23 protein-coding genes are annotated in these 24125 nt (G+C 65.1%); 11 read left to right on the forward strand and 12 right to left on the reverse strand.

Annotated elements, in window-relative coordinates; genetic code table 11:
* Positions 1–8: 8 nt before the first annotated feature.
* Positions 9–1589 (reverse strand): ABC transporter substrate-binding protein, encoded by a 1581-nt coding sequence (locus BXE_RS40005; RefSeq protein WP_011493853.1) that lies wholly within the window; start codon positions 1587–1589, stop codon positions 9–11.
* A gap of 496 nt (positions 1590–2085) precedes the next feature.
* On the opposite strand from BXE_RS40005, the gene BXE_RS40010 reads away from it, so the two are divergent.
* The 3 genes from BXE_RS40010 to BXE_RS40020 all read left to right on the forward strand — a co-directional run bounded on the left by BXE_RS40010 (position 2086) and on the right by BXE_RS40020 (position 5381).
* Complete coding sequence (locus tag BXE_RS40010) at positions 2086–2976, forward strand: GNAT family N-acetyltransferase (protein ID WP_011493854.1); 891 nt, start codon at positions 2086–2088, stop codon at positions 2974–2976.
* A 393-nt stretch (positions 2977–3369) separates the two neighbouring features.
* On the forward strand, positions 3370–4770 hold the full coding sequence (locus BXE_RS40015; RefSeq protein WP_011493855.1) for an aspartate aminotransferase family protein: 1401 nt from the start codon (positions 3370–3372) through the stop codon (positions 4768–4770).
* A gap of 107 nt (positions 4771–4877) precedes the next feature.
* Complete coding sequence (locus tag BXE_RS40020) at positions 4878–5381, forward strand: Lrp/AsnC family transcriptional regulator (protein WP_011493856.1); 504 nt, start codon at positions 4878–4880, stop codon at positions 5379–5381.
* Positions 5382–5495: 114 nt separating this feature from the next.
* Here BXE_RS40020 and BXE_RS40025 read toward each other — a convergent pair whose 3' ends face one another.
* The 10 genes from BXE_RS40025 to BXE_RS40070 all read right to left on the reverse strand — a co-directional run bounded on the left by BXE_RS40025 (position 5496) and on the right by BXE_RS40070 (position 14935).
* Complete coding sequence (locus tag BXE_RS40025) at positions 5496–5891, reverse strand: helix-turn-helix domain-containing protein (protein WP_011493857.1); 396 nt, start codon at positions 5889–5891, stop codon at positions 5496–5498.
* Positions 5892–5902: 11 nt separating this feature from the next.
* Positions 5903–7072 carry an NAD(P)/FAD-dependent oxidoreductase gene (locus BXE_RS40030; protein ID WP_040123691.1) on the reverse strand — a complete coding sequence of 390 codons (1170 nt, stop codon included), beginning with the start codon at positions 7070–7072 and terminating at the stop codon, positions 5903–5905.
* Between the two features lie 2 nt (positions 7073–7074).
* Positions 7075–8451 carry an NAD(P)/FAD-dependent oxidoreductase gene (locus tag BXE_RS40035; RefSeq protein ID WP_011493859.1) on the reverse strand — a complete coding sequence of 459 codons (1377 nt, stop codon included), beginning with the start codon at positions 8449–8451 and terminating at the stop codon, positions 7075–7077.
* Complete coding sequence (locus tag BXE_RS40040; RefSeq protein WP_011493860.1) at positions 8430–8741, reverse strand: (2Fe-2S)-binding protein; 312 nt, start codon at positions 8739–8741, stop codon at positions 8430–8432. Before BXE_RS40040 ends, BXE_RS40035 begins: the two co-directional genes overlap by 22 nt.
* A complete protein-coding gene (locus BXE_RS40045; protein ID WP_011493861.1) occupies positions 8738–9574 on the reverse strand; it encodes an amino acid ABC transporter ATP-binding protein in 837 nt (278 codons plus the stop codon). The genes BXE_RS40040 and BXE_RS40045 overlap by 4 nt, the downstream gene beginning before the upstream one ends.
* A 37-nt stretch (positions 9575–9611) precedes the next feature.
* Positions 9612–10268 (reverse strand): amino acid ABC transporter permease, encoded by a 657-nt coding sequence (locus BXE_RS40050; RefSeq protein WP_011493862.1) that lies wholly within the window; start codon positions 10266–10268, stop codon positions 9612–9614.
* A 176-nt stretch (positions 10269–10444) separates the two neighbouring features.
* Positions 10445–11257, reverse strand: coding sequence for an ABC transporter substrate-binding protein (locus tag BXE_RS40055; RefSeq protein ID WP_011493863.1), 813 nt, complete (start codon positions 11255–11257; stop codon positions 10445–10447).
* A 76-nt stretch (positions 11258–11333) separates the two neighbouring features.
* On the reverse strand, positions 11334–12611 hold the full coding sequence (locus BXE_RS40060; protein WP_011493864.1) for an NAD(P)/FAD-dependent oxidoreductase: 1278 nt from the start codon (positions 12609–12611) through the stop codon (positions 11334–11336).
* Positions 12612–12666: 55 nt separating this feature from the next.
* On the reverse strand, positions 12667–13335 hold the full coding sequence (locus BXE_RS40065; protein WP_011493865.1) for a haloacid dehalogenase type II: 669 nt from the start codon (positions 13333–13335) through the stop codon (positions 12667–12669).
* A 106-nt stretch (positions 13336–13441) separates the two neighbouring features.
* Positions 13442–14935, reverse strand: coding sequence for an aldehyde dehydrogenase family protein (locus BXE_RS40070; protein WP_040123689.1), 1494 nt, complete (start codon positions 14933–14935; stop codon positions 13442–13444).
* Between BXE_RS40070 and BXE_RS46820 the strand changes: the two genes are divergently transcribed.
* A complete protein-coding gene (locus BXE_RS46820; RefSeq protein ID WP_158340960.1) occupies positions 14934–15083 on the forward strand; it encodes a hypothetical protein in 150 nt (49 codons plus the stop codon). The two genes, BXE_RS40070 and BXE_RS46820, sit on opposite strands and share 2 nt — an antisense overlap.
* Before the next feature lie 379 nt (positions 15084–15462).
* Here BXE_RS46820 and BXE_RS40075 read toward each other — a convergent pair whose 3' ends face one another.
* Entirely contained in the window at positions 15463–16077 is a 615-nt protein-coding gene (locus BXE_RS40075; protein ID WP_011493867.1) for a cupin domain-containing protein, read from the reverse strand.
* A gap of 328 nt (positions 16078–16405) precedes the next feature.
* Between BXE_RS40075 and BXE_RS40080 the strand changes: the two genes are divergently transcribed.
* The 7 genes from BXE_RS40080 (at position 16406) to BXE_RS40110 (ending at position 23799) form a co-directional block, all read left to right on the forward strand.
* The gene (locus BXE_RS40080) at positions 16406–17290 is read left to right on the forward strand and encodes a GNAT family N-acetyltransferase (protein ID WP_011493868.1); all 885 of its coding nucleotides are present in this window, start codon (positions 16406–16408) and stop codon (positions 17288–17290) included.
* Positions 17291–17296: 6 nt separating this feature from the next.
* Entirely contained in the window at positions 17297–18220 is a 924-nt protein-coding gene (locus tag BXE_RS40085) for a 2-hydroxyacid dehydrogenase (RefSeq protein WP_011493869.1), read from the forward strand.
* A gap of 184 nt (positions 18221–18404) precedes the next feature.
* The gene (locus BXE_RS40090; protein ID WP_011493870.1) at positions 18405–19493 is read left to right on the forward strand and encodes a tartrate dehydrogenase; all 1089 of its coding nucleotides are present in this window, start codon (positions 18405–18407) and stop codon (positions 19491–19493) included.
* Positions 19494–19602: 109 nt separating this feature from the next.
* Positions 19603–21081 carry an NAD-dependent succinate-semialdehyde dehydrogenase gene (locus BXE_RS40095; protein ID WP_011493871.1) on the forward strand — a complete coding sequence of 493 codons (1479 nt, stop codon included), beginning with the start codon at positions 19603–19605 and terminating at the stop codon, positions 21079–21081.
* Between the two features lie 2 nt (positions 21082–21083).
* Complete coding sequence (locus BXE_RS40100; RefSeq protein WP_011493872.1) at positions 21084–22076, forward strand: M14 family metallopeptidase; 993 nt, start codon at positions 21084–21086, stop codon at positions 22074–22076.
* Positions 22073–22417 carry a cupin domain-containing protein gene (locus BXE_RS40105; protein ID WP_011493873.1) on the forward strand — a complete coding sequence of 115 codons (345 nt, stop codon included), beginning with the start codon at positions 22073–22075 and terminating at the stop codon, positions 22415–22417. Before BXE_RS40100 ends, BXE_RS40105 begins: the two co-directional genes overlap by 4 nt.
* A 53-nt stretch (positions 22418–22470) precedes the next feature.
* Complete coding sequence (locus BXE_RS40110) at positions 22471–23799, forward strand: NAD(P)/FAD-dependent oxidoreductase (RefSeq protein WP_011493874.1); 1329 nt, start codon at positions 22471–22473, stop codon at positions 23797–23799.
* The last annotated feature ends 326 nt before the right edge of the window (positions 23800–24125 follow it).

A 24125-nucleotide genomic window follows, 5' to 3' on the forward strand; every position in this document is an offset into this window, starting at 1 on the left:
TCAGCGCATCACGCGTTCCACCACACGTACTCGGCGAAGTTGAAGCCCATCATCGCGCCAGTCGGCACCGGTGCGAGACCTTGCAGCTTCTTGTCGTTCGCATCGAGCAGGCTCAGGAAGGTCGGAATGCCGATGCCGCCGTGCTCCGACACCAGCACCTGCATGTCGCCGTACATCTGCTTGCGCTTCGCGTCGTCCGTTTCGGAACGGGCGGCGCCCAGCAACTGGTCGAACTTCGGATTGTTCCAGCCTGACTCGTTCCACGGCGCGTCCGACTTGAAGAACTGCGTGAACAGCACGTCGGCGCTGGGGCGCGGATTGACGCTGCCGAAGCCAAGCGGATGCTTCATCCAGTGATTCGACCAGTACCCGTCGGCCGGCACACGATTGATGTTCAGATTCACGCCGATCTTCGCGGCGCTTTGCTGCAGCAGCTCGCCCATTTCGACCGAGCCGTTCGCGTCGGTCGTCGCGTAGATCGGCGGCAGCGTCGTGCCGATCGCGCCCGCCTTCTGGAAGTGGAACTTCGCCTTGTCCGGGTCGTGCGGCCGCTGCGGCAGCGACGCATTGAAATAGCGGTGTCCCGGTGGAATCGGCTGATCGTTGCCGATCACCGCATAGCCGCGAAACACCGCGCTGCGCACCTGGTCGCGGTCGAACAGATACTTCATCCCCTGCACGAAGTCGGGGTTGCCCGACATCGGATTGTCGCGGCGCATGATCAGGTCGGTGTAGAGGCCCGACTTGGTCTCGCGCACCTCATAGCCGGGCGTCGCCGAAATGCGCTGCGTCGAGCGCGGATCGACGGAATTGATCAGATGAACGTCGCCGGAGAGCAGCGCATTGACCCGCGCCGCGTCGTCGCCGATCCCGATCAGTTCGATCTGGTCGAGATAGGGGCCCGCGCCCGTTTTCCAGAAGCTGTCGTTGCGCACTCCGACCGTCGAGACGCCCGGCTTGAACGTCTTCACCTTGTACGGGCCGGTGCCGACCGCCGTCGTGAAGTCGGTCGTGCCGTCCTTGACGATCACGAATTGCGGCGTAGCGAGAATTACCGGCAAGTCGGCGTTGGCCGACGTGAGCGTCAGCGTGACTTCGTTCGGGCCGGTCTGCTTCGCATCCACGAACTGGTCGGCGAGCGTCTTCACCTTCGACGCGGTCGCCGGATTCTTGTGGCGCATCAGCGAATAGACCACGTCGGCGGGCGCGAGCGCCTTGCCGTCGTGGAAGATCACGCCCTTGCGCAGCTTGATTACCCACACCTTCGCGTCGCTGCTGTCCACCGACTCCGCAAGGTTCATCTGCGGCGTCAGCGACGCGTCGAGCTGCGTCAGGCTGCTGTAGAACATGAAGAAGCGGATGTAGTCGGAGCCGGCCGAGCCCTTGGCCGGGTCGAGCGTATCCGCGGTAGACGATGCGTCGTAGGCGACCCGGATCTTGCCGCCCTTCTTCGGCGTGGGCGCGGCGAACGCCGGGTTCGCCGCCGCCAGCAGGCCTCCCGCACCGGTGGCGAGCATGCCGCCGGCGGCCAGCAAACGCATCATGTCACGGCGGCTGAAACCGCCCTTTTTGATTTCGTCGTCGTACATGCGAACTGCTCCTCACTCGAAATTGAACGCGGGATATCCAGCATTGGTGTTCGACGGCGCGCCGCGTGCTGGTCGCGGCGCGGTGTGACTGCATGAATCGATTTAAGCACTGCAAAAACTGCCGTTGATCGCGTATCGACAGATGCGACCATTCGAAAACGCGGTTTTGAGTGCTCCAAACAGCATGTTTTGCCGCCCCTGGCATAGACCCTGATATGCGCTTCGCGCACTGGGCTCCGCCACCGCGGATAAACGCCGCTGCATGAACATCATCGTAGGAGCGAGTGCGCCGCAGATTGCACCGACAAAATTGGCCGTTTCAGCACGCCGCACGCGATCTGAACCGCTTGACCGCGCATTTCGTATCGCAGGCCCCGAGGCTGCGAATGACCACCGCTTCGTTGTGCGCGATGCACCACGATAAAAAATTCGTACTAGTCACCGGGCGGGCAACGTGCAACAGTCGCGGCACGGCCGACTACTCTGGGAGCGCCCCGTGTCCGATCCGACCACCCACGCACTGTTCACCTGTCGACGCCTGAGTCCCGACGACATCCCCGCCGCGCAGCGGTTGTCGGCGGCGATCGGCTGGCCGCATCGCCGCGAGGAATGGCGCTTTTCGGCGCGCACCGGGATCGGCTTCGTCGCCGAGATGGCGGGCGCGCTGGTCGGCACGGTGGTGTGCTGGATGTTCGGCAGCGACCGCGCGACGCTCGGCATGCTGCTGGTTGCGCCGGAACATCGGGGCAAGGGGATCGGCGAGGCGCTGTTCGCGCGCGCGCTCGACGAACTCGGCGAACGCGACATCACGCTGTACGCGAGCGATGCCGCGCGGCCGCTGTGCGAAGCGCTCGGCTTCGAGGCGTGCGGCGCGCTCGACCAGATGCAGGGCGCGGCGTTCAGGCCGCCGCTCGTCGCACTGCCCACCAACGAACGGTTGCGTCCGCTCGGCGCGCGCGATACGGCACAACTGGTCGCGCTCGCGTCGCGCGCAAGCGGTCTCGACCGTAGTCTCGTGCTGCCGCCGCTGCTCGATCTGGCCGATGGCATCGCGCTCGATCGCGACGGCGAACTGCTCGGTTTCTCGCTGTTTCGACGCTTCGGACGCGGGTTCATCATCGGCCCGGTGGTCGCTGGGGACGCGCCGGACGGCGTTCATGCGAAGGCGCTGATCCGCCACTGGCTCGCACTGAACGAAGGCGCGCTGATCCGTATCGACGCGCCGCATGGACACGGCTTGGACGCGTGGCTGAGCGGGCTCGGAATCGTGCGGACGGAGACGGTGGTGAAGATGCGGCGACTTGCCGATGCGACGCGTCGGAGGGAAACGGATATTGCCGACGGCGCGTTGCATCAATATGCGGTGATCATGCAGTCGCTTGCGTGATTGGGGCGCGTGGGTGGGTTGGGTTGGCGTTGGCGTTGCGCCTGATGTCTTATTGGTTTGTTGCCCACTCTCGCGCCTGTCATTGCCCTTGTCACTGCGCTCGTTCTTACGCACATCGTCGCGTTCGTCAAGTTCGTCATCGCGCTCATCACACCGTTTGCCCCCATGCTTCTCCAGCATCCCACATGCAATCAGGCAGCCTCCCCAAAACCAACCCGCCTCACCGACACGCTACCCCGCTATCAAGCACTTGCAGCACAAAATGCTGTCTGCGGGTCCAAAACGCTGCACGCACGCTCTTTAGGCTTTTTTTTGGCGGAACGGCACGCATGCGGCTCTCGCTACTATCAGGGGGTGAGTCTTACCGTTCGTAACGTGCCGGGAATTACCATCATGTCAAAAACATCGCTTATCGCCGCCGACCGCAAGCATCTGATCCACCCGGTCATCAACTACCGTGCGCACGAAGCGCGCGGCGCCACCGTACTCGAATCCGGCCAGGGCGCGTATCTGCGCGACATCGACGGCAACGAGCTGCTCGACGCGTTTTCGGGCCTGTGGTGCGTGAACGTCGGCTACGGCCAGCAGAGCATCGTCGAAGCGGCGACGCGTCAGATGACGAAGCTGCCGTATGCCACCACCTATTTCCACTTTTCGTCGGAGCCCGCGATCGAACTGGCCGACAAGCTGGTCGCGCTCGCGCCCGCTTCGCTGCAACACGTGTACTTCACGCTTGGCGGCTCCGACGCGGTCGACTCCGCGATCCGCTTCATCACGCATTACTTCAACGCGACTGGACGTCCGTCGAAAAAGCAGATGATCGCGCTGGAGCGCGGCTATCACGGCTCGTCGTCGGTCGGCGCGGGACTCACCGCACTGCCCGCGTTCCATCGCAACTTCGATCTGCCGCTGCCGCACCAGCATCATCTGCCGTCGCCGTATGCGTACCGTCAGACGCATGGCGACGACGCGCAGGCGCTGATCGCCGCGTCGGTCGCCGCTCTCGAAGCCAAGGTCGCGGCACTCGGCACAGACAACGTCGCGGCGTTCTTCTGCGAGCCGATCCAGGGATCGGGCGGCGTGATCGTGCCGCCGGTCGGCTGGCTGAAAGCGATGCGCGACGCGTGCCGGCGTCTGGACATCCTGTTCGTCGCCGACGAAGTCATCACGGGCTTCGGCCGCACGGGTCCGCTCTTCGCGTGCGAAGCGGAACAGGTCGAGCCGGATCTGATGACGGTCGCGAAGGGACTGACCTCGGGCTATGCGCCGATGGGCGCCGTGCTGATGTCGGACGAAATCTACCAGGGCATTGCCGGCGACGCACGCGACACCGCGATCGTCGGTCATGGCCAGACCTACTCCGCGCATCCGGTCAGCGCGGCGATCGGCCTCGAAGTGCTGCGTCTTTATCAGGAAGGCGGTCTGCTCGCGAACGGTCAGGCGCAGGCGCCGCGCTTTGCCGCCGGCCTCGACGCGCTGCTCGGGCATCCGCTCGTGGGCGACTCGCGTCATCGCGGCCTGCTCGGCGCGCTGGAACTGGTCGCCGACAAGGATTCGCGCGCCCGCTTCGACCCGGCGCTCAAACTGCCGGACCGGATCGCGGCGGCCGCGTACCGCAACCGCCTCGTGTTCCGCGCATTCGGCGACAGCATTCTGGGCTTCGCGCCCGCGCTGTGTTTCGGCGAGGCCGAATTCGAGCAGATGTTCGGCCGCCTGAAGCGCACGCTCGACGAAGTGCTCGACGAAACGGAGGTGCGCGCCGCGTTGCGCACAGCGGGCCGCGCGGCTGCCTGAGCCGCCTGAGCGCGTGATAACATCGGCCTGCGCGGCACTTCACCGGGCCTCACCCGGGCGACGCGCGACGAAGCGACAAGCAGAACCTTCGACGGGCAGACCGATACATGACGACAAGCGGCGACACCAAGTTGGACCGGATCGACCTGCGTATTCTTTCGCAACTCCAGAAGAAAGGCCGTATCACGAACGTCGAGCTTGCGGACGCCGTGGGGCTCTCGCCGAGCCCCTGTCTGATCCGCGTGAAGCGCCTCGAAAAGGCCGGCTACATTGTCGGCTACGGCGCGCATATCCAGCTTCAGAAACTCGGTGACGTACAGATCGTGTTCGCCGAGGTCACGCTCGCCGACCATCGCCGGGAAGACTTCGCCAAGTTCGAGGCGGCGATCCGTCCGGTGGACGAAATCGTCGAATGCCATCTCGCGAGCGGCGGCTACGACTACCTGCTGAAGTTCGTCACGCGCAGCGTCAACCACTATCAGAGCGTGATCGAGGGACTGCTGGAACGCGATATCGGCATCGAGAAATATTTCAGCTACGTCATCATCAAGACGCCATTCGTAAAATCCGAATACCCGCTCGAAACGCTGTTCTCGCAACAGCATCAGTGAAATCGGGTGCATGAAAGACGAAAGGTCACCGGCGTGATTGCCGGTGGCCTTTCAGTTTCTGGTCAGCGTTAATGGTTGGCTGGGTCGGCCAGGTTGGCGGTGAGCCGTCGGTGATCAACCGCTGGCGCTCAGCCACTCCCCCGGCGTTCTGCCGAGCACGCGCTTGAAATGCCGGCACAGGTGACTCTGATCGAAGAAGCCGACTTCGGTCGCGACAATCGACGGCGGCAGGCCGCGCCGCAGCAGACGCTGCGCATGCCGAACCCGTACCAGCCGCACGTACTGCTGCGGCGACACGCCGATCTCGGCGCTAAAGCGCACTGCAAACCTCGAAATGCTCAGGCCGGCAACGGCCGCGAGTTCGGACAGGCTGATCGGATCGGCAAAACACGCGTCGATGAAATCGAGCGCACGCTGCACCGCGCGGCTCGCACGGTCCGGTGCGGACGACGTCGACGGTGACGACAGCGCCCACGAAGATGCAGACGAGATCGGGCTCAGGCTCAGCATCGGCGCTCCATTCAAGCGGCTCGCGACGCGGGCGGCACCGGCACCGCATCACGGCTGGCCGCAAAGCGGCGAATATCGAATGGCTCGATCGGCGTGCTGGTCGCACCGGCGTCGATCAGTTCCGCCATCGTATCGCCGACGCCCGGCCCCAACTGGAAGCCGTGGCCGCAAAAACCGAACGCATAGAACAGGCCGCTCGTCGTGCCGCTCGCACCCATGATCGGCTTGTCGTCCGGCATATAGCCTTCGACACCGCTCCACACGCGGATGATGTTCAGATTGCGCAGCATCGGCGCGACCCGCTGCGCCTGCCTGAATTGCAGCAGCGTGCTTTGCGGCAGCACCTTCGCCCGGCGTTCGTCGAGAAACGCGGGCGCCCGCGCGCAGCCGCCGATCACGATATTGCCGCGCGCGACCTGGCGGAAGTACACCACCTCTTCGATCTGCGGTGACGACACGCCGACCACCGGCTGGATCGCATACGGCACCGGCTCGGTCACGGCCATCTGCGGACCGTTGACGGCGATCGGCACCGCTTCGCCGAACTGCTGCGACAGCAGACTGCCCCATGCGCCCGCCGTAATCAGCAACACGGGGGCGTGGAACATGCGGCCGTCGGCGCTGGTCGCGCGAAACTCGGCGCCTTCCTTTTCGACGGTCACGACATCGCAGTTTTCGACGATCCGCGCGCCCGCCCGCGCAGCAGCACGCGCAAACGCGGGTGCCGCGAGGCGCGGATTCGCGTGCCCGTCCATCTGCGAATACGACCCGGCCAGCACCTCGCGGCCGAGAAACGGAAACCTGGACCGCAGCGCGTCGCCGCGCAGCAGATCGAGTTTGAGGCCGTAATGCGCGGCCTCTTTCGCATAAGTCTCGAACTGGTCAGCCTGCTCGTCGCGATAACAGACACGCACGTGACCGGACATCAGGAACTCGGCGTCGTGCTGGATCAGTTCCGGCAGACGGCCCCAGATTTCGCGCGAGCGGTTCGCAAGCGGCAGTTGCGGCAGAAAGCGCCCCTGGCGGCGCACGTTGCCGAAGTTGGTGCCGCTCGCCTGCTGCCCGACCAGTTGCCGTTCGAGCAGGATAACCGAGCGGCCCCGCTGCCTCAGAAAGAATGCGGCGGAGGCTCCCATGAAGCCGCCGCCCACGATCAGAACATCGGCCTGTACGTGGTTCACGCTCACTCGGTATCCTCCACAGTCGCAATGGCCAGCGGCTTGACGGGCGCCTGCCCGCGCAACCTGCCGACCTGTTCGAGCGGCACGCTCGCCGCCGCCGCGATCACCTCGGCGCCCGCGTGGCCGCAGTACCGCCCCTGGCAGCGTCCCATGCCGACCCGGCTGAATGCTTTCGCGCGATTCGCTTCCTGAGCGCCTTCTTCCCGCACCACGCGGCGCAGTTCGCCCGCGGTGATGCCTTCGCAGCGGCAGAGGATCGTATCGTCGGACAAACGCGCCGCCTGCGCGGCAGGCCACGCGAACGCTTCGGCAAGACCCAGCCGGAAGCGATCTATCTTGTGCTGTTCGCGGCGCAATGCGTCGAGCGTCACGGCCGGCACCGCATGTCCGAGGTCGCTCAGCGCCGCATACGCCGCGAGCCGACCGGCGATCTCGGCGCCGTCCGCGCCGAGCACGCGTGCGCCGTCGCCCGCGAGATACACGCCCTTCTCGCTGCTGCGGCCGAGTTCGTCGATCTGCGGCACCCATTGCCGCGTGAGCGCGTCGAAACGGAACGCACAGCGCGCGAGATCGGCGAGCTGGGTTTCGGGCCGCAGGTGATAGCCGAGCCCGACTGCATCGCACTCGATCTGCGCGACTTCGCCGCGCGCATTGCGATAACGGACGCCGTGCACGCCGTCGTCCGGATTGCCCACAATTTCAAGCGGCTCGATGCCGTTTTCGACGCGCACACCCGCGCGCTTCAACCCGTTCACGAGCGCGCGGCCCTTGCGCAGAACATCGACCCGCGCAAGCAGCCTCGGCAGCGCGCGCAATCGCGCGGCGGTCTTCGACGTATCGAGCACCGCGGCGACCTTCGCGCCCGCCTGCACGTACTGGTGCGCGACCAGGTATAGCAGCGGCCCGGTGCCCATGAACACGACCTGGCGGCCAATCGCGCAGGCCTGCGACTTCAGCGCGATCTGCGCGGCGCCGAGGCTATAGGTGCCGGCGAACTGCCAGCCCTTGACCGGCATCAGCCGGTCGGTTGCGCCGGGGCACAGAATCAGCGCGTCGTAGGCGAGCGCGCTCGCGTGTCCGTCATGGACGATATGCAGCTTGCCTTGCGCGACGTTCCACGCGAGCGTCTGCGGGCGGTAATCGATCTGCGCGCGCAGGCGCTCGAAGCTCTGATGCAGATTCTCCGCGCGCGCGGCTTCGGTGCCGTACAGCTTCACGTACGGCCGTGTGAAACCGTCGGGCTGGCGCCGGTAGATCTGGCCGCCGTCGCGCCGCCCTTCGTCGACGACGATCGGGCGAATCCCGGCGGCCAGCAGTGTTTCCGCACAGCGCACGCCCGCAGGCCCCGCGCCGACGACTACGATGCGAGGTTCGCCCATTGCGCCTCCGGTTGCGTCGTGACGACGCGCATGCCCGCTTCGACCACGGTGGTGCAGGCGCGCAAGCGCTCGCCGTCCGCCGTCCAGACCCAGCAATCCTGACATGCGCCCATCAGGCAGAATCCGGCGCGCCTTTCGTTGCCGAATTCGGATTGCCGCACATGACGCACCGAGCACAGCATCGCGGTGAGCAGCGTGTCGCCGGCGAGTGCGGCGACGTGCTCACCGTCGATCGTCAATTCGACTGTGGCGCGCGCCGTTTCGCCGATACGTACGAAGCGGCCGCTCATATCGCCGCTCCCCCGACGCCGCCGGGCGCCAAATCATCGTGCGCGCCGCCGGAGAGCGCACCGCCAGCGGGGGCGCCGCCGTCATGCGCGTCATGCCCGTCGCTGCGATTGGTCAGCACATGGCGCAGGAATTCGCGGGTGCGCGCCTCGCGCGGCGAACCCAGCACCTGCTGCGCGGTGCCTTCTTCGATGATCAGGCCCGCATGCAGAAAGCAGACCCTGTCCGCCACTTCGCGCGCAAAACCCATTTCGTGCGTGACGACCAGCATCGTCATACCTTCGCGTGCGAGCGTGCGCATCACGCCGAGCACTTCGCCGACCAGCTCCGGATCGAGCGCCGAGGTCGGCTCGTCGAACAGGATCGCCTTCGGCTTCATCGCGAGCGAACGCGCAATCGCCACCCGCTGCTGCTGGCCGCCCGACAACTGATTCGGATACGCATGCAGCTTGTGGCCGAGCCCGACCTTCATCAGCAGTTCGGACGCCTCGCGCTGCGCATCGGCGCGCGGCATGCGTTTGACATGCACCGGTCCTTCCATCACGTTTTCGAGCGCGGTCCGGTGCGGAAACAGATTGAAGCGCTGAAACACCATGCCGACCTGGGTGCGCAACTGGTTGATGTTGCGCGCGCGTTGTTCGACAGGCTGGCCGAGCAGACGGATTTCGCCTTCGTCGTACGATTCGAGCGCGTTAATACAGCGCAGCAGCGTCGACTTGCCCGAGCCCGACGCGCCGATCAGGCAGACCACCTCGCCCTGACGGACGTTCAGCGAAATGCCCTTCAGGACCGGCACCGCGCCAAAACTCTTGTGCACATTCGTGATTTCGATCATCGCATCCTCACTTCGAACTTATCTGGCCTTACCTGATTTACCTGGCCTTATGCCGACCGAAACGTCGTTCGAGCGTGCGTGTCATGCTCATCAGCGGCAGGCTCATCGCCAGATAGCCAATCGCGACGAGCGTATAAACCGTCAGATTCTGGAACGTCGACGCCGCGATCAACTGCCCTTCGCGTGTCATTTCGGCGACCGTGATGGTCGAGGCGAGCGACGAGTCCTTCAGCATCATCACGAGCGTATTGCTGTACGGCGGCAGCGCGACCTTGATTGCCTGCGGCAGGATCACGCGCACCATCGTTTTGACGCGGCCCATGCCGATGGACTGCGCGGCTTCGTACTGGCCGGGATCAACCGCCTCGATCCCGGCGCGGAAAATTTCCGCGACATACGTCGAGTAGCCGAAACCAAGCCCGATAATGCTCGCCTGCAATGCCGACACCTGAATGTGAATCTCGGGCAGCACGAAGTAGATGTAGAACAGCAGCACGATCATCGGCAGACCGCGCACGACGTTGATCATCGTGCTCACGCCGCGAACGACGAGCGGGTAGCGCGACATCTTCAGCAGCGCCCAGGTCAGTCCGAGCACCGTGCTCAACAGCAGGCAACCGAGCGTGATGACAATGCTCATCACCGCGCCCTGAATCAGAATCGGTACAAAGTCGACTATATCGTGCCAGTGCATGTGGTGCCTTTCGTTGTTCGTCGCATGTTCGTCGCATGCTCGTCGCGTGCTGGTTGCATTCTCGCCGGATTCGTTCAGCCCGCCGCGCCACTCGCTGGCGGACCTTGCCAGGCGCACCTCGCTGCAAGGCGAGATACCCGCCTGGGCCTCTTCAGGCTCTTACTACAACATGCCAATCAACCCGCGAGATGCCACTTCTTCAAAATCGCGTCGAGCGAGCCATCGGCTTTCATCTTCGTCAGCGCGTCGTTGATCTTCGCGAGCAGCGCACTGTTGCCCTTCTTCACGGCGACCGCGATATCGAACTTTTCCATCGGCACATAGGCGTCGTCGACGCGCGTTCCCGCCATCGCGCCCGCGGCTTCCTGCGCCTTGAGGATCGGATAGTCGTTAAAGCCCGCGACAATCCGGCCAAGCGCCACGTCGCGCGTCATGTCGGCGGGGCTGTCGTACATCTTCACTTCGGTGAAGATGCCGAGCTTCTTCAACTGGTCGCCGTAATCGGTGCCGGTCGGCGCGCCGACGGTCATACCCTTGAGGTCCTGCACCGACTTGTAGTTGGTTTTGTTGGTGTCCTTGACGATGATGCCTTCGCCGAACGCCGTGACCGGCTGCGAGAAGTCGACTACTTCGGCGCGCCTGGCCGTCGGCGTCATGCCCGCGACGATGATGTCGATCTTGCCCGACACCACCGACTGGATCAGCGCCGAGAACGGCACCGCGTCGTACGACACGTTAAATCCCTCGCGTTTGCCGATCTCTTTCACGACATCGGGCATCAGCCCTTCGATCTGCTGTGTCTTGACGTTCATGAACGTGGTCGGTGCGCTCGACGGCGGCGAACCGGCGGTGAGCGTGGCGGCTTCGGCGCCGTGCGTGACTTGCGCGGCGCCGATCATCATCGACATCGCGAGACCCGCGCCGGCCGCCAGGCGCTGCACGGCGTTGAAGCGAACGGCGGAAGCAGGCTGGAACATGAAACGCAACATGGAGTTACCTCTGGAAATAGTGATTTTCAATCTGCGCGTTGCCTGGCCGATGAGCGGCCGGGCTCGCCGAATCCATTTAATGCAGCACATCCTGCAACCGGTAATACGCGCCGACCAGCGGCAGAAACCACGCGCGTCCAAAATGTCCTGGAATCGCGGGCCATTCGAGCGTTCGCCACGGATTGCGCGAGGCGGCGCCGAACATCACGTCGGCCATCAGACGGCCCATGTGCACCGACATCTGCACACCATGACCGCTGTAGCCCATTGAATAGAACAGTCCTTCGTGCTGCCCCGCGCGCGGCAGACGGTCGGCCGTCATGTCGACGAGACCGCCCCAGCAATAGTCGATACCCACATCGGCCAGTTGCGGAAAATAGCGCGCGAGCGCATCGCGCAGAATGTGGCCGCTCTTTTCGTCCGAACGCGGATTCGACATCGCGAAGCGCGCGCGCCCGCCGAACAGCAGACGCTCGTCGGGCGTCGCACGAAAATAGTTGCCGATATTGAGCGTCGTCACATACGAGCGGCGCGTGGGCAGGAGCGCATCGAGACGCGCGCTGCCGAGCGGCTCGGTCGCGACGATGAAGCTGCCGACCGGCGCGATACGACGGCGAAACCATTGCAGCGGTCCCACCTGCGACGCGCCCGTCGCGATCAGCACGCGCTCGGCGCGCAGCGTGCCGAGCGGGCTGCTGACCTCGAACGCATTGCCGCCGAGCGCCTTCAGGTTCGTGATCGGCGTGTTCTCGTAGATCTGCGCGCCGCGCCGTGCCGCTGCTTCGCCGAGGCCCACGCCGAACTTGCCCATGTGCATCTGCATGCCGTTACGCTGCACGAGTCCGCCGAAAAATCCGTCCGACCCGATCTCGTCGCGAATCCGCTCGGGCGGCACGAGTTCGACATCGGGATCGACTTCGCGCTTCAACACCTCGTACGAGTTCGCGAGCGACGCGAAATGCTGCGGCTTCGCGGCGAGCTTGATCTTGCCGGAGTGACGCAGATCGCAGTCGATCTGCTCTTCGGCGATGATCGCCTTCACCGTGTCGACCGCACCCGCGTAGGCGCGATAGAACTCCGACGCGCGCTCGCTGCCGATCCGCGCCGACAACGCGGCGTAGTCCTGCGCGACGCCCGTGTTGCAATGACCGCCGTTGCGGCCGGACGCTTGCGCGGCGAGCCGCCCCGCCTCGAACACGACCACCGACATGCCGCGCTTCGCCAGCTCCAGCGCCGCCGACAGCCCGGTGAAACCGCCACCGACCACGGCCACGTCCACCCGCTGCGGGAGCGGGCCTTGCGCGGCCTTCGTAAAGCGTGGCGCGGTGTCGAGCCAGTAGGAATCGAGCTTCATCGTGATGCGTTCCTGTCGGTGGGTTGCGCTGGGCTCAGCGGGCCGTGTCAGTGGATCAGAGACCGAGCAACGATGCCAGTTGCGGAATGCCCGATACCTCATTGACGCCGTAGTACGGGTTCAGCGGCTCGTGGCGGCGGTTGACGAACGCCTTGTGCCTGATGCCCATGTCGTATGCGGTCATCAGGTCGTAGCGGAAGCTCGACGACACGTGCAGCACGTCCTCGGGATTGCAGTCAAGTTGCGAGAACATGTACTCGAACGCTTTCTGCAGCGGCTTGTATGCCTGCGCCTGCTGCGCGGTGTAGACCTTGTGGAACGGCGCGCCGAGCTTCCCGACGTTGCTGTGAATCTGGTCGTCCGACGCATTCGACAGAATCACGAGCTTGTATTTCGACGCGAGACGCGACAGCCCTTCCGGCACGTCCGCATGCGGGCCCCAGCCCGGCACCGCCTCGTAGATCTTCAGCGCGGTCGCTTCGTCGAACGGCACGCCGGTGCGCTCGCAGGTGCGGCGTACCGAATTCACGACCACGTCGCGATACGGCTTCCATGCACCCAGAATCTCGTCCATCCGGTAGCCGCGGAAGAACTCGACAAACTCGTCCATCTTCGCGGGGTCCAGCTTGTCGCCGTAAAGCTCGCGCGCGCTCTGGCCCATCTGGAAGTTGGTCAGCGTGCCATAGCAGTCGAAAGTGATGTACTTCGGCTCGAAATCGATCATGGTCAACATCCTGTCGTCGTGACGAACCTGGTCGCAGGTTCGGGGTTCAGTTTCGGGTTGAATCGGTACGGGTGCTGCTTGCGTCAATCCGCTGTAAGGCCGCGCTTCACAGTGTTTCGAAATCGATCAGCACGCTCTTGTGGCGCATGCTCGCGACCATCGCCTCGCGGCCGAGATCCTTGCCGATGCCGGACTGGCCGAAGCCGCCGGTCGGAATGATCATGTCGCCGCTGCGGCCATAACGGTTGATCCAGATCGTGCCCGCGGCGATACGGCGCATCGCGCGCAGCGCCTGGCCGATGTCGCTGCTGTGAATACCCGCCGCGAGGCCGTAAATTGGATGACCGGCGAGCGCGATGCCCTCGTCCTCGTCGTCGAATGTCTGCACCGTCAGGACCGGGCCGAACAGTTCCTCGCGCACGGCGGGCGTCGCGTCGGTCACGTTGGCGAGCAGCGTCGGGCGATGAAAAAAGCCTTCGTCGGTGCCGTCGAAAAAGCCGCCGCCGAAGATCACTTCCGCGCCGCTGTCGCGGCTCTGGTCGATCAGCGTTTCGATACGGCGCGCCTGGGCGGGGCTGATGATCGGTGAATAGGTGGTGCGGCTGTCCCACAGCGGACCGGGTTTGATCGACTGCAATTGACGTTGGATAGCCCCGACGAGCGGCTCGGCAATGCGCTTGTGCACGATCAGCCGCGTGCCGGCCACGCAGGCCTGGCCGCCGTTCGCGGTAAAGCCGCGGGCGATGCAACCCGCCGTGAAGTCAAGGTCGCGTACGTGTTCGAACACCAGTTGCGGGCTCTTGCCGCCGAGTTCCAGCGTGACCGGCTTGGTGCCGTGCATCGCGGCGTCGCTCATGATCGCGGCGCCGGTGCGGGTCGATCCCGTGAAGCTCATCTTCGAAATACCGGGGTGACGCGTTAGCGCCGCGCCGGTGGTCGCACCACGGCCGTTCACGACATTGAAGATGCCGGGCGGCATGCCGGCTTCGATCGCGAGTTCGGCGAGACGCAACGTCGAGAACGGCGTCATTTCCGACGGCTTCAGCACGACCGCGTTGCCGGCCGCGAGTGCCGGGCCGCATTTCCACGAACACATCGACAGCGGGAAATTCCACGGCGTGATCGCACCGATCACGCCGTACGGTTCCGACGCGACGAAGCCGAGGCTGTCGCGGCGCGTGGCCGCGATATCGCCGCCGAGCTTGTCGGCCAGTTCCGCGAAAAAACGGATCGCTTCGGCGGTGAACGGCACGTCCGATGCATAGCTTTCGGCGACCGGCCGCGTCGAGCTGACCGTTTCGAGTTGCGCCAGGCTCACCGCATCGCGATCGATCAGGTCGGCCCAGCGGCGCAGCACCTTCGCGCGTTCGCGCGGCGAACGGGTACCCCAGCCGCTCGTCTTCCATGCAGCGAGCGCGTTGCTGACCGCGTGATCGACGGTGGCGTCGGTCGCGTCCGGCACATGGCCGAGCAGCGCGCCGTCCGACGGCCGATGAACGGCGATCTGCGCCTCGCCCGTCGAATAGTACGCACCGCCAATAAAATGCCCTTGCGGCAACGGTACGGCTGATGGATCGAAATCGAGTGACGGAGTAGACATGCCCGGCCTGATCAGTAGGTTCAAATCTGCGATGCCGCGCGCGCTGAACAAGTTGCGACGCATGGCATCACCCGGTACTGCCGTTCGTCATCGCAACCGCCGAATGAACGAACATCCAATGAAGTTCATTTTAATGAACACAAAATGAATTACTAGTGATCAAAAACAAACTTTGCGAAAAGTTCGTTGTGCGCTGCGGCAGCGCGCGCACCGTCTTCATGCGCGGCGCGAGAACGTAGATGACGTCGTAAGCGTTGACGGATAAGGCGCACGCATGCACGCACGGGCGACACGTTCAGCCGATCGTGCAGCGCAAAAATGAACAGCAGAGAGAATGGACGCGATACCAGGAGAGGCGAGCCGCCAACCGGATCGAGCGGGCGGGATGCATCGGAAGAAGCGGCGGGGAGTGAACGAATGAAGCGGAGCGATTGAAGAGAAAGAATGAGGCGAAACGGATGAAGCGCCGCTGCGCCGCGAGAGGAAGAACCGCTCGCGGCTCCTTTAAAACCCGAAGGAAAGCGGAATCAGAGGTGAATGACGGGCGGCTGCGTGTTCATGATCCACAGCAATCGCGCGGTCTTGTTGCTCTCGTTGCGCACGCTATGTGGCACCGTACTCCTGAACTGGAAACTGTCGCCCGCACGCAGTTCGGAGCGGCGATCGCCGACGTTCAGCACGACCGTGCCTTCCAGCACCAGGCCGGCCTTTTCGCCGATACCGACCAGCACTTCTTCCGAACCCGAGCCGGCCGGCAGCATGATGATCATCATCTGCAGATCGTGGTCGCCGTGCGGCGACAGCAACTCTTTCTGCATACCGTTCTTGCCGACCTCGAACAGCGGCCGCTCGGCCGCCTTGCGCACGAAGTCGCCGGTGATCGGGTCCGAGACCGCGTCGTCCTCTTCGAGCAACGCGGTGAGCGGCACTTCGAGCGCCTGACGCAGACGTTCGAGAATGCGCACCGACGGATTCGCCTTGTTGCGCTCGACCTGGCTGACGGTGCCGACCGACACGCCCGCACGCATCGCCAGTTCGTTGACCGACAGACCCTGCGCGACGCGCAGCGCCCGCAGACGGGCGCCGACGTCGCCGTGACTCAGGTCGACCGCGCGTTTTTTGCCAGCTTCTGTTCGCTGCATGTGTTTCCTGTTGATGACGGTGCAGCCGGCCCGCTACGCCCACCGCTGCTGTTGTTGTGCCCGGTTCGAAGCCGTCGCAGCTACGGCGGTGGCCGCCGCCCACTGCAATGAACATCCGCAAGAATTGCGATCATTATATTGAATTCGTCATTATTGCGGTGAACGTCAAAAATAACCGCGCGAATCGGTTCATCGGGATTTCGCGTCGTTTAGCGTGCGCCGATGACACTGTCGACGGCCACCGTCGAATAACAAAAAGATCGTCCTATGAAGCGGCCACCGGGAATGCGACAGTCTAGGCTGATCATGCCGCCAGCAGGAGTTTGCAGTGTCCGAATCATCTGTGAAGAAATCGCCCGCTTACCGCCGTTTCACGTCCGCCGACATCGCCGCCGCGCACGGCCTCTCGCTCGCGGTGCGCTGGCCGCATCGCGCCGACGACTGGCGCTTCATGTTCGACGCCGGCACCGGCTTCGTCGCCGAAGACAACGGCAACGTGATCGGCACCGCGCTGTGCTGGAAATTCGGCACGGACCGCGGCACGCTCGGCCTCGTGATCGTGTCGCCCGACGAACAGGGCCGCGGCATCGGCCGCAAGCTGATGGAACTGGTGCTCGAAGAACTGGGCAGCCGCGTGACCTTCCTGCACGCCACCGTGGCAGGCAAGCCGCTCTATGAAAAGCTCGGCTTCGTCACCTGCGGCGGCCTCACCCAGCATCAGGGCACGCTCGCCAGCATCGCGGCGGTCGCGCCGCCCGCCGGCGAGCAACTGCGCGCCGCGACGCCCGCCGACACCGCGAAGCTGATCGAACTCGCGTCGCAAGCGAGCGGGTTCGACCGCAGCGCGACGATTCCCGCGCTGCTCGACTTCGCGCAAGGCGTGGTGCTCGAACGCGACGGCGAAGTGCTCGGCTTCTCGCTGTTCCGCCCGTTCGGACGCGGTTATGCAATCGGACCGGTGGTCGCTCTGCATTCGTCGGACGACCAGCGCGCGCGCGCACTGATCTCGCACTGGCTCGCGCAGCACGAAGGCGATTTCGTGCGGATCGACGTGCCGGGAGATGCCGGCATCCACGACTGGCTGAGCGGCCTCGGCATGAGCCGCGTCGACTCGGTCGAAAAGATGGTGCGCAACGCGTCCGCCGACCTGCGCGAAGCAGCGCCGGACACGACGTGGCGTGCGTACGGCATCGTCAATCAGGCCATGGCGTAAGCGGCGATGACCCTCCTCTACAAGGCCGACCCGGTACGCGGCGCGCTGTGGGCCGAGCGCTTCGCGCAACTTGCGCCGCAGATCCCGTTTCGCGTGTGGCCGGATCTCGGCGACCCCGCGGCGATCCGCTATCTGGTCGCGTGGCAGCCGGGCGACCTCGCGCTCACGCTGCCGAATCTCGACGTGGTGTTTTCGGTCGGCGCGGGCGTCGACCAGCTCGACCTGTCGCAGATCCCCGCGCATCTGCCGGTGGTGCGGATGATCGAACCGGGCATTGTCGACGGCATGGTCGAATATGTGACCGAGGCCGTGCTGGCGATTCACCGCGATCTGTTCGATTATGCGCTGCAGCAGCAGGCGCGCGTCTGGCAGCCGAAACCGCTGCGCGCGGCCGCGTCACGGCGCATCGGCGTGCTCGGCCTCGGCATGCTCGGCACCGCAGTGCTCGACCACCTGCAGCTGTTCGGCTTCGCGTGCGCGGGCTGGAGCCGCTCGCAGCATCGAATCGAAGGGGTCGACTGCTATGCGGGCGACGAAAGTCTGGACGCGTTTCTCGCCCGCACCGACGTGCTGATCTGCCTGCTGCCGCTCACCGACGCGACGCGCCGGCTGCTCGGCCGCCGCGTGTTCGACACGCTACCGCGCGGCGCGTCGCTGGTGCATGTCGGACGCGGCCCGCAACTGGACAGCGCCGGGCTGATCGACGCGCTCGAACGCGGGCAGTTGCACAGCGCGGTACTCGACGTCACCGACCCCGAGCCGCTGCCCGCCGACCATCCGCTGTGGGCGCAGCCGCGCGTGCGCATCACGCCGCATATTGCGAGCGCGACGCGGCCGGAGTCGGCGGTCGACGCGGTGCTGGAGAATCTGCGCCTCTTTCACGCGGGCGAACGGATGAACGGCCAGATCGACCGGACACGCGGATACTGAGCCCTTCTATGGCATTCACGAACCGCGTTCACGAGATTCACGACACGGCACCCATGCGCGCACCAGCGCGCGCGTCGGCCAGTACATCGGCAAGTGCGTCGGCTCGCGCATCGGCGCCCCACCCTATTTCGCCCCCTGCGCGGCGTCAGCCGACGGCGCGCGCTCACGGCAAGGAGAACCCCGTATGACCCGCAAATACCGCATTGCCGTCATTCCCGGCGACGGCATCGGCAACGAAGTCATGCCCGAAGGTCTGCGCGTGCTGGACGCCGCGTGCCGGCGCTTTGACATCGGCATCGAATACCGTCAGATCGGATGGGCGTCGTGCGACTACTACGCGCAGCACGGCCAGATGATGCCGGACAACTGGAAAGAGCAACTGCAGGATTGCGACGCAATCCTGTTCGGCGCGGTCGGCTGGCCGGAGAAGGTGCCCGACCACATCTCGCTGTGGGGATCGCTGCTCAAGTTCCGCCGCGAGTTCGATCAGTACGTGAACCTGCGCCCCGCGCGTCTGTTCGAAGGCGTGCCCTGCCCGCTCGCTAACCGCAAACCGGGCGATATCGACTTCATGATCGTGCGTGAAAACACCGAAGGCGAATATTCGTCGGTGGGCGGCACGATGTTCGAAGGCACCGAGCGCGAAGTCGTGATGCAACAGTCCATCTTCACGCGCCACGGCACCGAACGCGTAATGAAGTTCGCGTTCGACCTCGCGCAGCGTCGCGCGAAGAAGATCACCGTGGCGACCAAGAGCAACGGTATCGCGATCAGCATGCCGTGGTGGGACGCGCGCGCCGACGAAATGGCCGCCCGCTACCCGGACGTGAAGATGGACCGCCAGCACATCGACATTCTGTGCGCGCGCGTCGTGCTGAACCCGGACCGCTTCGACGTGGTGGTCGCGTCCAACCTGTTCGGTGACATCCTGTCCGATCTCGGCCCGGCGTGTACCGGGACCATAGGCATTGCGCCGTCGGGCAATCTGAATCCCGACCGGCGTTTTCCGTCGCTGTTCGAGCCGGTACACGGCTCGGCGCCCGACATCGCCGGCAAGGGCATTGCCAATCCGGTCGCGACGATCTGGTCGACGGCGATGATGCTGGAGTTTCTCGGCAACGGCGCGCGTGTCGAGCGCGACGCGCATGACGCGATCGTCGCGGCGATCACCGAGGTGCTGAAGGACGGCCCGCACACCGGCGACCTGGGCGGCCGCGCGTCGACCACCGAGGTCGGCGCGGCGATCGCGGCCCGCGTCGCGCAAGCCGGCTGATCCCGCGCGGCATCGGCCACACCGGCTGCATCGGCCGCACCGGCCGCATCGACGGCCCGGCACGCGCCGGGCCCCTCGCCACCGCACGTCGCAAGGCATGGAGAGTCTCATGAGCACGAATCTCGAACAGTTGGCCCGCGCGCTGATCCGCACGGACAACTTCATCAACGGCCAGTGGATCGCGGCGGCAAGCGGCCGGCGTTTCGCGGTCACCGACCCGGCCACCGGCAACCTGATCGCCGATGTCGCCGACAGCGGTCCGGCCGACGCGCGCGCCGCCACCGACGCCGCCGCGAAAGCGCTGCCCGCCTGGCGCGCGCTGCTCGCGAGCGAACGCGCGGCGATCCTGCATCGCTGGCACGCGCTGATCGTCGCCAATCGCGACGCACTCGGCGCGCTGATCTCGCTCGAACAGGGCAAACCGCTCACCGAAGGGCGTGGCGAGGTGGGTTACGGCGCGTCGTATGTCGCGTGGTTCGCCGACGAAGCAACGCGCATCTACGGCGACCTGATTCCGCAGCAGCAGCGCGGCAAACGCATGAGCGCGGTGAAGGAGCCGATCGGCGTGGTCGCGGCGATCACGCCGTGGAATTTTCCGCTCGCGATGATCGCACGCAAGATTGCGCCGGCGCTCGCGGCAGGCTGCACGGTGGTTGCGAAACCGGCTGAAGACACGCCGCTCACCGCCATCGCGCTCGTGATGCTCGCGCACGAAGCGGGCGTGCCGGACGGCGTACTCAACCTCATTTCGGCGTCGCGCGCGGCTGCCGCCGAAACGGTCGGCGACTGGCTCGCCGACAGCCGCGTGCGCAAGATCACGTTCACCGGTTCGACGCCGGTCGGCAAGCATCTCGCGCGCGAATCGGCGGGCACGCTGAAAAAGCTCTCGCTCGAACTCGGCGGCAACGCGCCGTTCATCGTGTTCGACGACGCGGACCTCGATGCCGCCGTCAACGGTCTGCTGGCCGCGAAGTTCCGCAACGGCGGACAGACCTGCGTATGTCCGAATCGCGTCTACGTGCAACACGGCGTGTACGAGCATTTCGCCGCGCTGCTGCGCGCGAGGGTGGCGGAGTTGCGGGTCGGTCCGGCGAGCGATCCCACGTCGCAGATCGGTCCGATGATCAACGTGCGCGCGGTCGACAAGATCGCCCGCCATGTCGACGATGCGGTCGAACACGGCGCGGTCGTGCTGACGGGCGGCCGCCGCCTTACCGAGCTCGGGCCGCACTACTACGCGCCCACGGTGCTCGGCAATGCAAGTGCGTCGATGGCGCTGTGCGGCGAGGAAACCTTCGGGCCGGTCGTGCCGCTGTTCCCGTTCGACACCGAACAGGATGCCGTGCAGGCCGCGAACGACACCCCGTTCGGCCTCGCGTCGTATTTCTACAGCGAAAACATGCGCCGGATCGAGCGCGTGTCGCGCGCGCTGGAGGCCGGTATCGTCGGCATCAACGAAGGCGCGCTCGCGTCCGAAGCGGCACCGTTCGGCGGCGTGAAGGAATCCGGTTACGGCCGCGAAGGGTCGAAGTATGGACTCGACGACTATCTGTCGATCAAGTATCTGTGTCAGGGAGGATTGCAGTAACCATGGAAGCCTATCCGATCGAAGTCGAATTTCCGGACATCTCCGCGCACGCGGCCGGCAATACCGGCATTGCGTACGTGCATACGTTCGACTCCGGCGTGCCCGGCCCGCACGTGATGATCAACGCGCTCACGCACGGCAACGAGGTGTGCGGCGCGATCGCCGTCGACGGCCTGTTGAAGAGCGGCCTGCGGCCGCGCCGCGGCACGCTCACGCTGTCGTTCGCGAATGTCGACGCGTATGCGCGCTTCGATCACGCGTCGCCCGACAAGGCGCGTTTCGTCGATCAGGACTTCAACCGCGTGTGGACCGCCGCGAAACTCGACGACGTCGCAAGCCGCTCGTCGGAACTCGACCGTGCGCGCGCGATGCGGCCGGTGATCGACACGGTCGACCTGCTGCTCGACCTGCATTCGATGCACGAGAAAAGCGCGCCGCTGATTGTCGCGGGGCCTTTGGCGAAAGGAGCTGAACTGTCCGGGAAGCTCGGTACGCCCGCCACCGTGATCCAGGACGAAGGCCACCCGGAAGGCCGCCGTATGCGCGACTACGAAGGCTTCGGTGACGAAGCAAGTGCGAAGAACGCGCTGCTGATCGAATGCGGCCAGCACTGGGAAGCCAGTGCTGTGACGGTTGCGCGCGATTGCACCGCGCGCTTCCTGCTGCTGTCGGGCGTGGTCGAGGCGGAAGATCTGCCGGCCGGCTGGATCGTGCCGCTGTCCAATGAAATGCGCATCGTGCGCGTGACCGAGCCGGTCGTCGCGAAGAGCATGGATTTCCGCTTCGCGGGTCCGTACACCGGCCTCGAAACTTTCGACAAGGCCGGCACCGTGATCGCGTGGTCCGACGACCAGCCGGTCGCAACACCCTACGACGACTGCATGCTCGTGATGCCCTCGCTGCGCCAGTTGCGCCCAGGCGTCACCGTGGTCCGGCTCGGCCGGATCGAACGACGCATCGACCTCACCTCCAGAGAACAGGAACACGCCGCATGAAAGTCCAGCAGATCAAGCAAGCCGTCGACGTCACCGCCCTCGAAGACTGGGGCGCCGCCGGGCTGCCCGGCACCGAACCCGCACGTGTGACGGGGCGCCAGTACGTGATTCCGGGCTCGGAAGCGGTCGATACCGGCGTGTTCGAATGCTCGCCCGGCACCTACCGTCGCTCGGTCAAGCAGGCCGAGGTGATGCACTTCATCAAGGGCAGCGGCAGCTTCACGCCCGACGGCGAGGACACGATCCGTTTCACGGCCGGCGATACGCTGTTCTTCGAAGCGAACACCGGAGGCTTGTGGAACGTCGACGACACGATGCGCAAGATCTACGTGATCTTCTGAGCGCGCCGCGCGCGTCGTCACTGGCCGGTCATGTCAATCACGGTTGCTCAAACATGCTAAGAATCGACGAAGTTCCGAATAGCGACGGCTTTCCCGATCGCTGCGACGTAGCCGTGATCGGCGGCGGCATTATCGGCGTCAGCACCGCTTACGAGCTTGCGCGGCGCGGCATATCGGTCGCTCTGCTGGAGAAAGGCATCATTGGCGCGGAACAGTCGGGGCGCAACTGGGGTTGGGTGCGCCAGCAGAACCGCGACCTCTACGAGTTGCCGCTCGCCATGCAGAGCCTGAAGCGTTGGGCTGAGTTGAGCGACGAACTCGGCGAGGAAATTGGTTTTCGCAAGAGCGGCATTCTATACGGCAGCGAGCAGCCCGCCGACGTCGCGCAGTGGGAAACGTGGCTCGGCAAGGCGCGTGCGCTCGGCTTCGACAGCCAGTTGCTGTCCGCGCGCGAACTGGCCGCGCGAGTGCCGAATGGCCGCGCGAAATGGGCGGGCGGCGTGTGGTCGTATTCCGATGGACGCGCAGAGCCGTCGAAAGCGGCCCCCGCCATCGCGCGCGGCGCGCAGCGGCTCGGCGCGCGCGTGCATCAGATCTGCGCGGTTCGCGGGCTCGATATCAGCGCGGGACGGGTATCCGGTGTCTGGACCGAGCGCGGGCTGATCGCGGCGGACAGCGTCGTGCTGGCGGGCGGCGCATGGAGCGCACTGTTCTGCCGGCATCACGGGATAGATCTGCCGGCGGTCAACGTGATCGGCACCGCGCTGCGCACGGCCGAAGCGCCCGCCGTGATCGACGGTTGCTTCTCCGGACCGAACTTCGCGATGCGGAGGCGGCTCGACGGCGGCTACACGATCGCCGTGCCCGGCTATGGACGCATGGAAATCGCGCCGCAGAACCTGCGGCACGCGGTCAAGTTCCGCAAGATGTTCCGCAGCAAACTGAGCAAGAAGCTCAAATTCCGGGTCGCGCAGCGGTTCTTCGGTGGGCCCGAAGGCAGTGCGACCTGGCGTCACGACGACATCACGCCGTTCGAGGAGATGCGCGTGTTCAATCCTTCGCCCGATGCCGAGTGGCCAACTCGCGCGATCGATCACGTCGCGGCGGTGTTCCCCGATCTGTCGGGGTTGCGGGTCGCGCATGCTTGGGCCGGCGCGATCGACACCACGCCGGACCTCGTGCCGGTCATGTCGCGCGTCGACAGCATGCCGGGGCTCGTGATTGCGTCCGGGTTCAGCGGACACGGTTTCGGACTCGGACCCGGTGCGGGTATGCTGGTGAGCCGCATCGTCACCGACGACGTGAGCGGCATCGATCTCAATCCTTTTCGCCTGACGCGTTTCTCCGACGGCACGCGGCTCGCGAGTCCCGAGCTGATGTGACACGTTGGTTTTGCGGGCCACAGCGGACAACACGTCGGCTCGCACACGTCACATCAACGCCGTCTCTTCTCTTTGCCTCTCTCGGCAACGCAGTGCCCATATCCAGATTTCTCGCGAAAACTGTGCACCGTCGTACGCGACGCGTTGCCGCTTTGCATCGGAATCCGCCAGGAAAGACGGTAGGCCAGCCACGCCGGCAGCTGCCTGAGTCGCTGCCAGATGACCATTGATCACTGATTTCGCTAGCAATCGGTCTCCCCTTTGCAAAGCTCATCAACCACTTCTGTTTGGTGCCACAGAAAGTGAAAACTGTGCCAAGTAAGTGA

It is taken from the genome of Paraburkholderia xenovorans LB400, assembly GCF_000013645.1.
Classification (GTDB): Bacteria; Pseudomonadota; Gammaproteobacteria; order Burkholderiales; family Burkholderiaceae; genus Paraburkholderia; species Paraburkholderia xenovorans.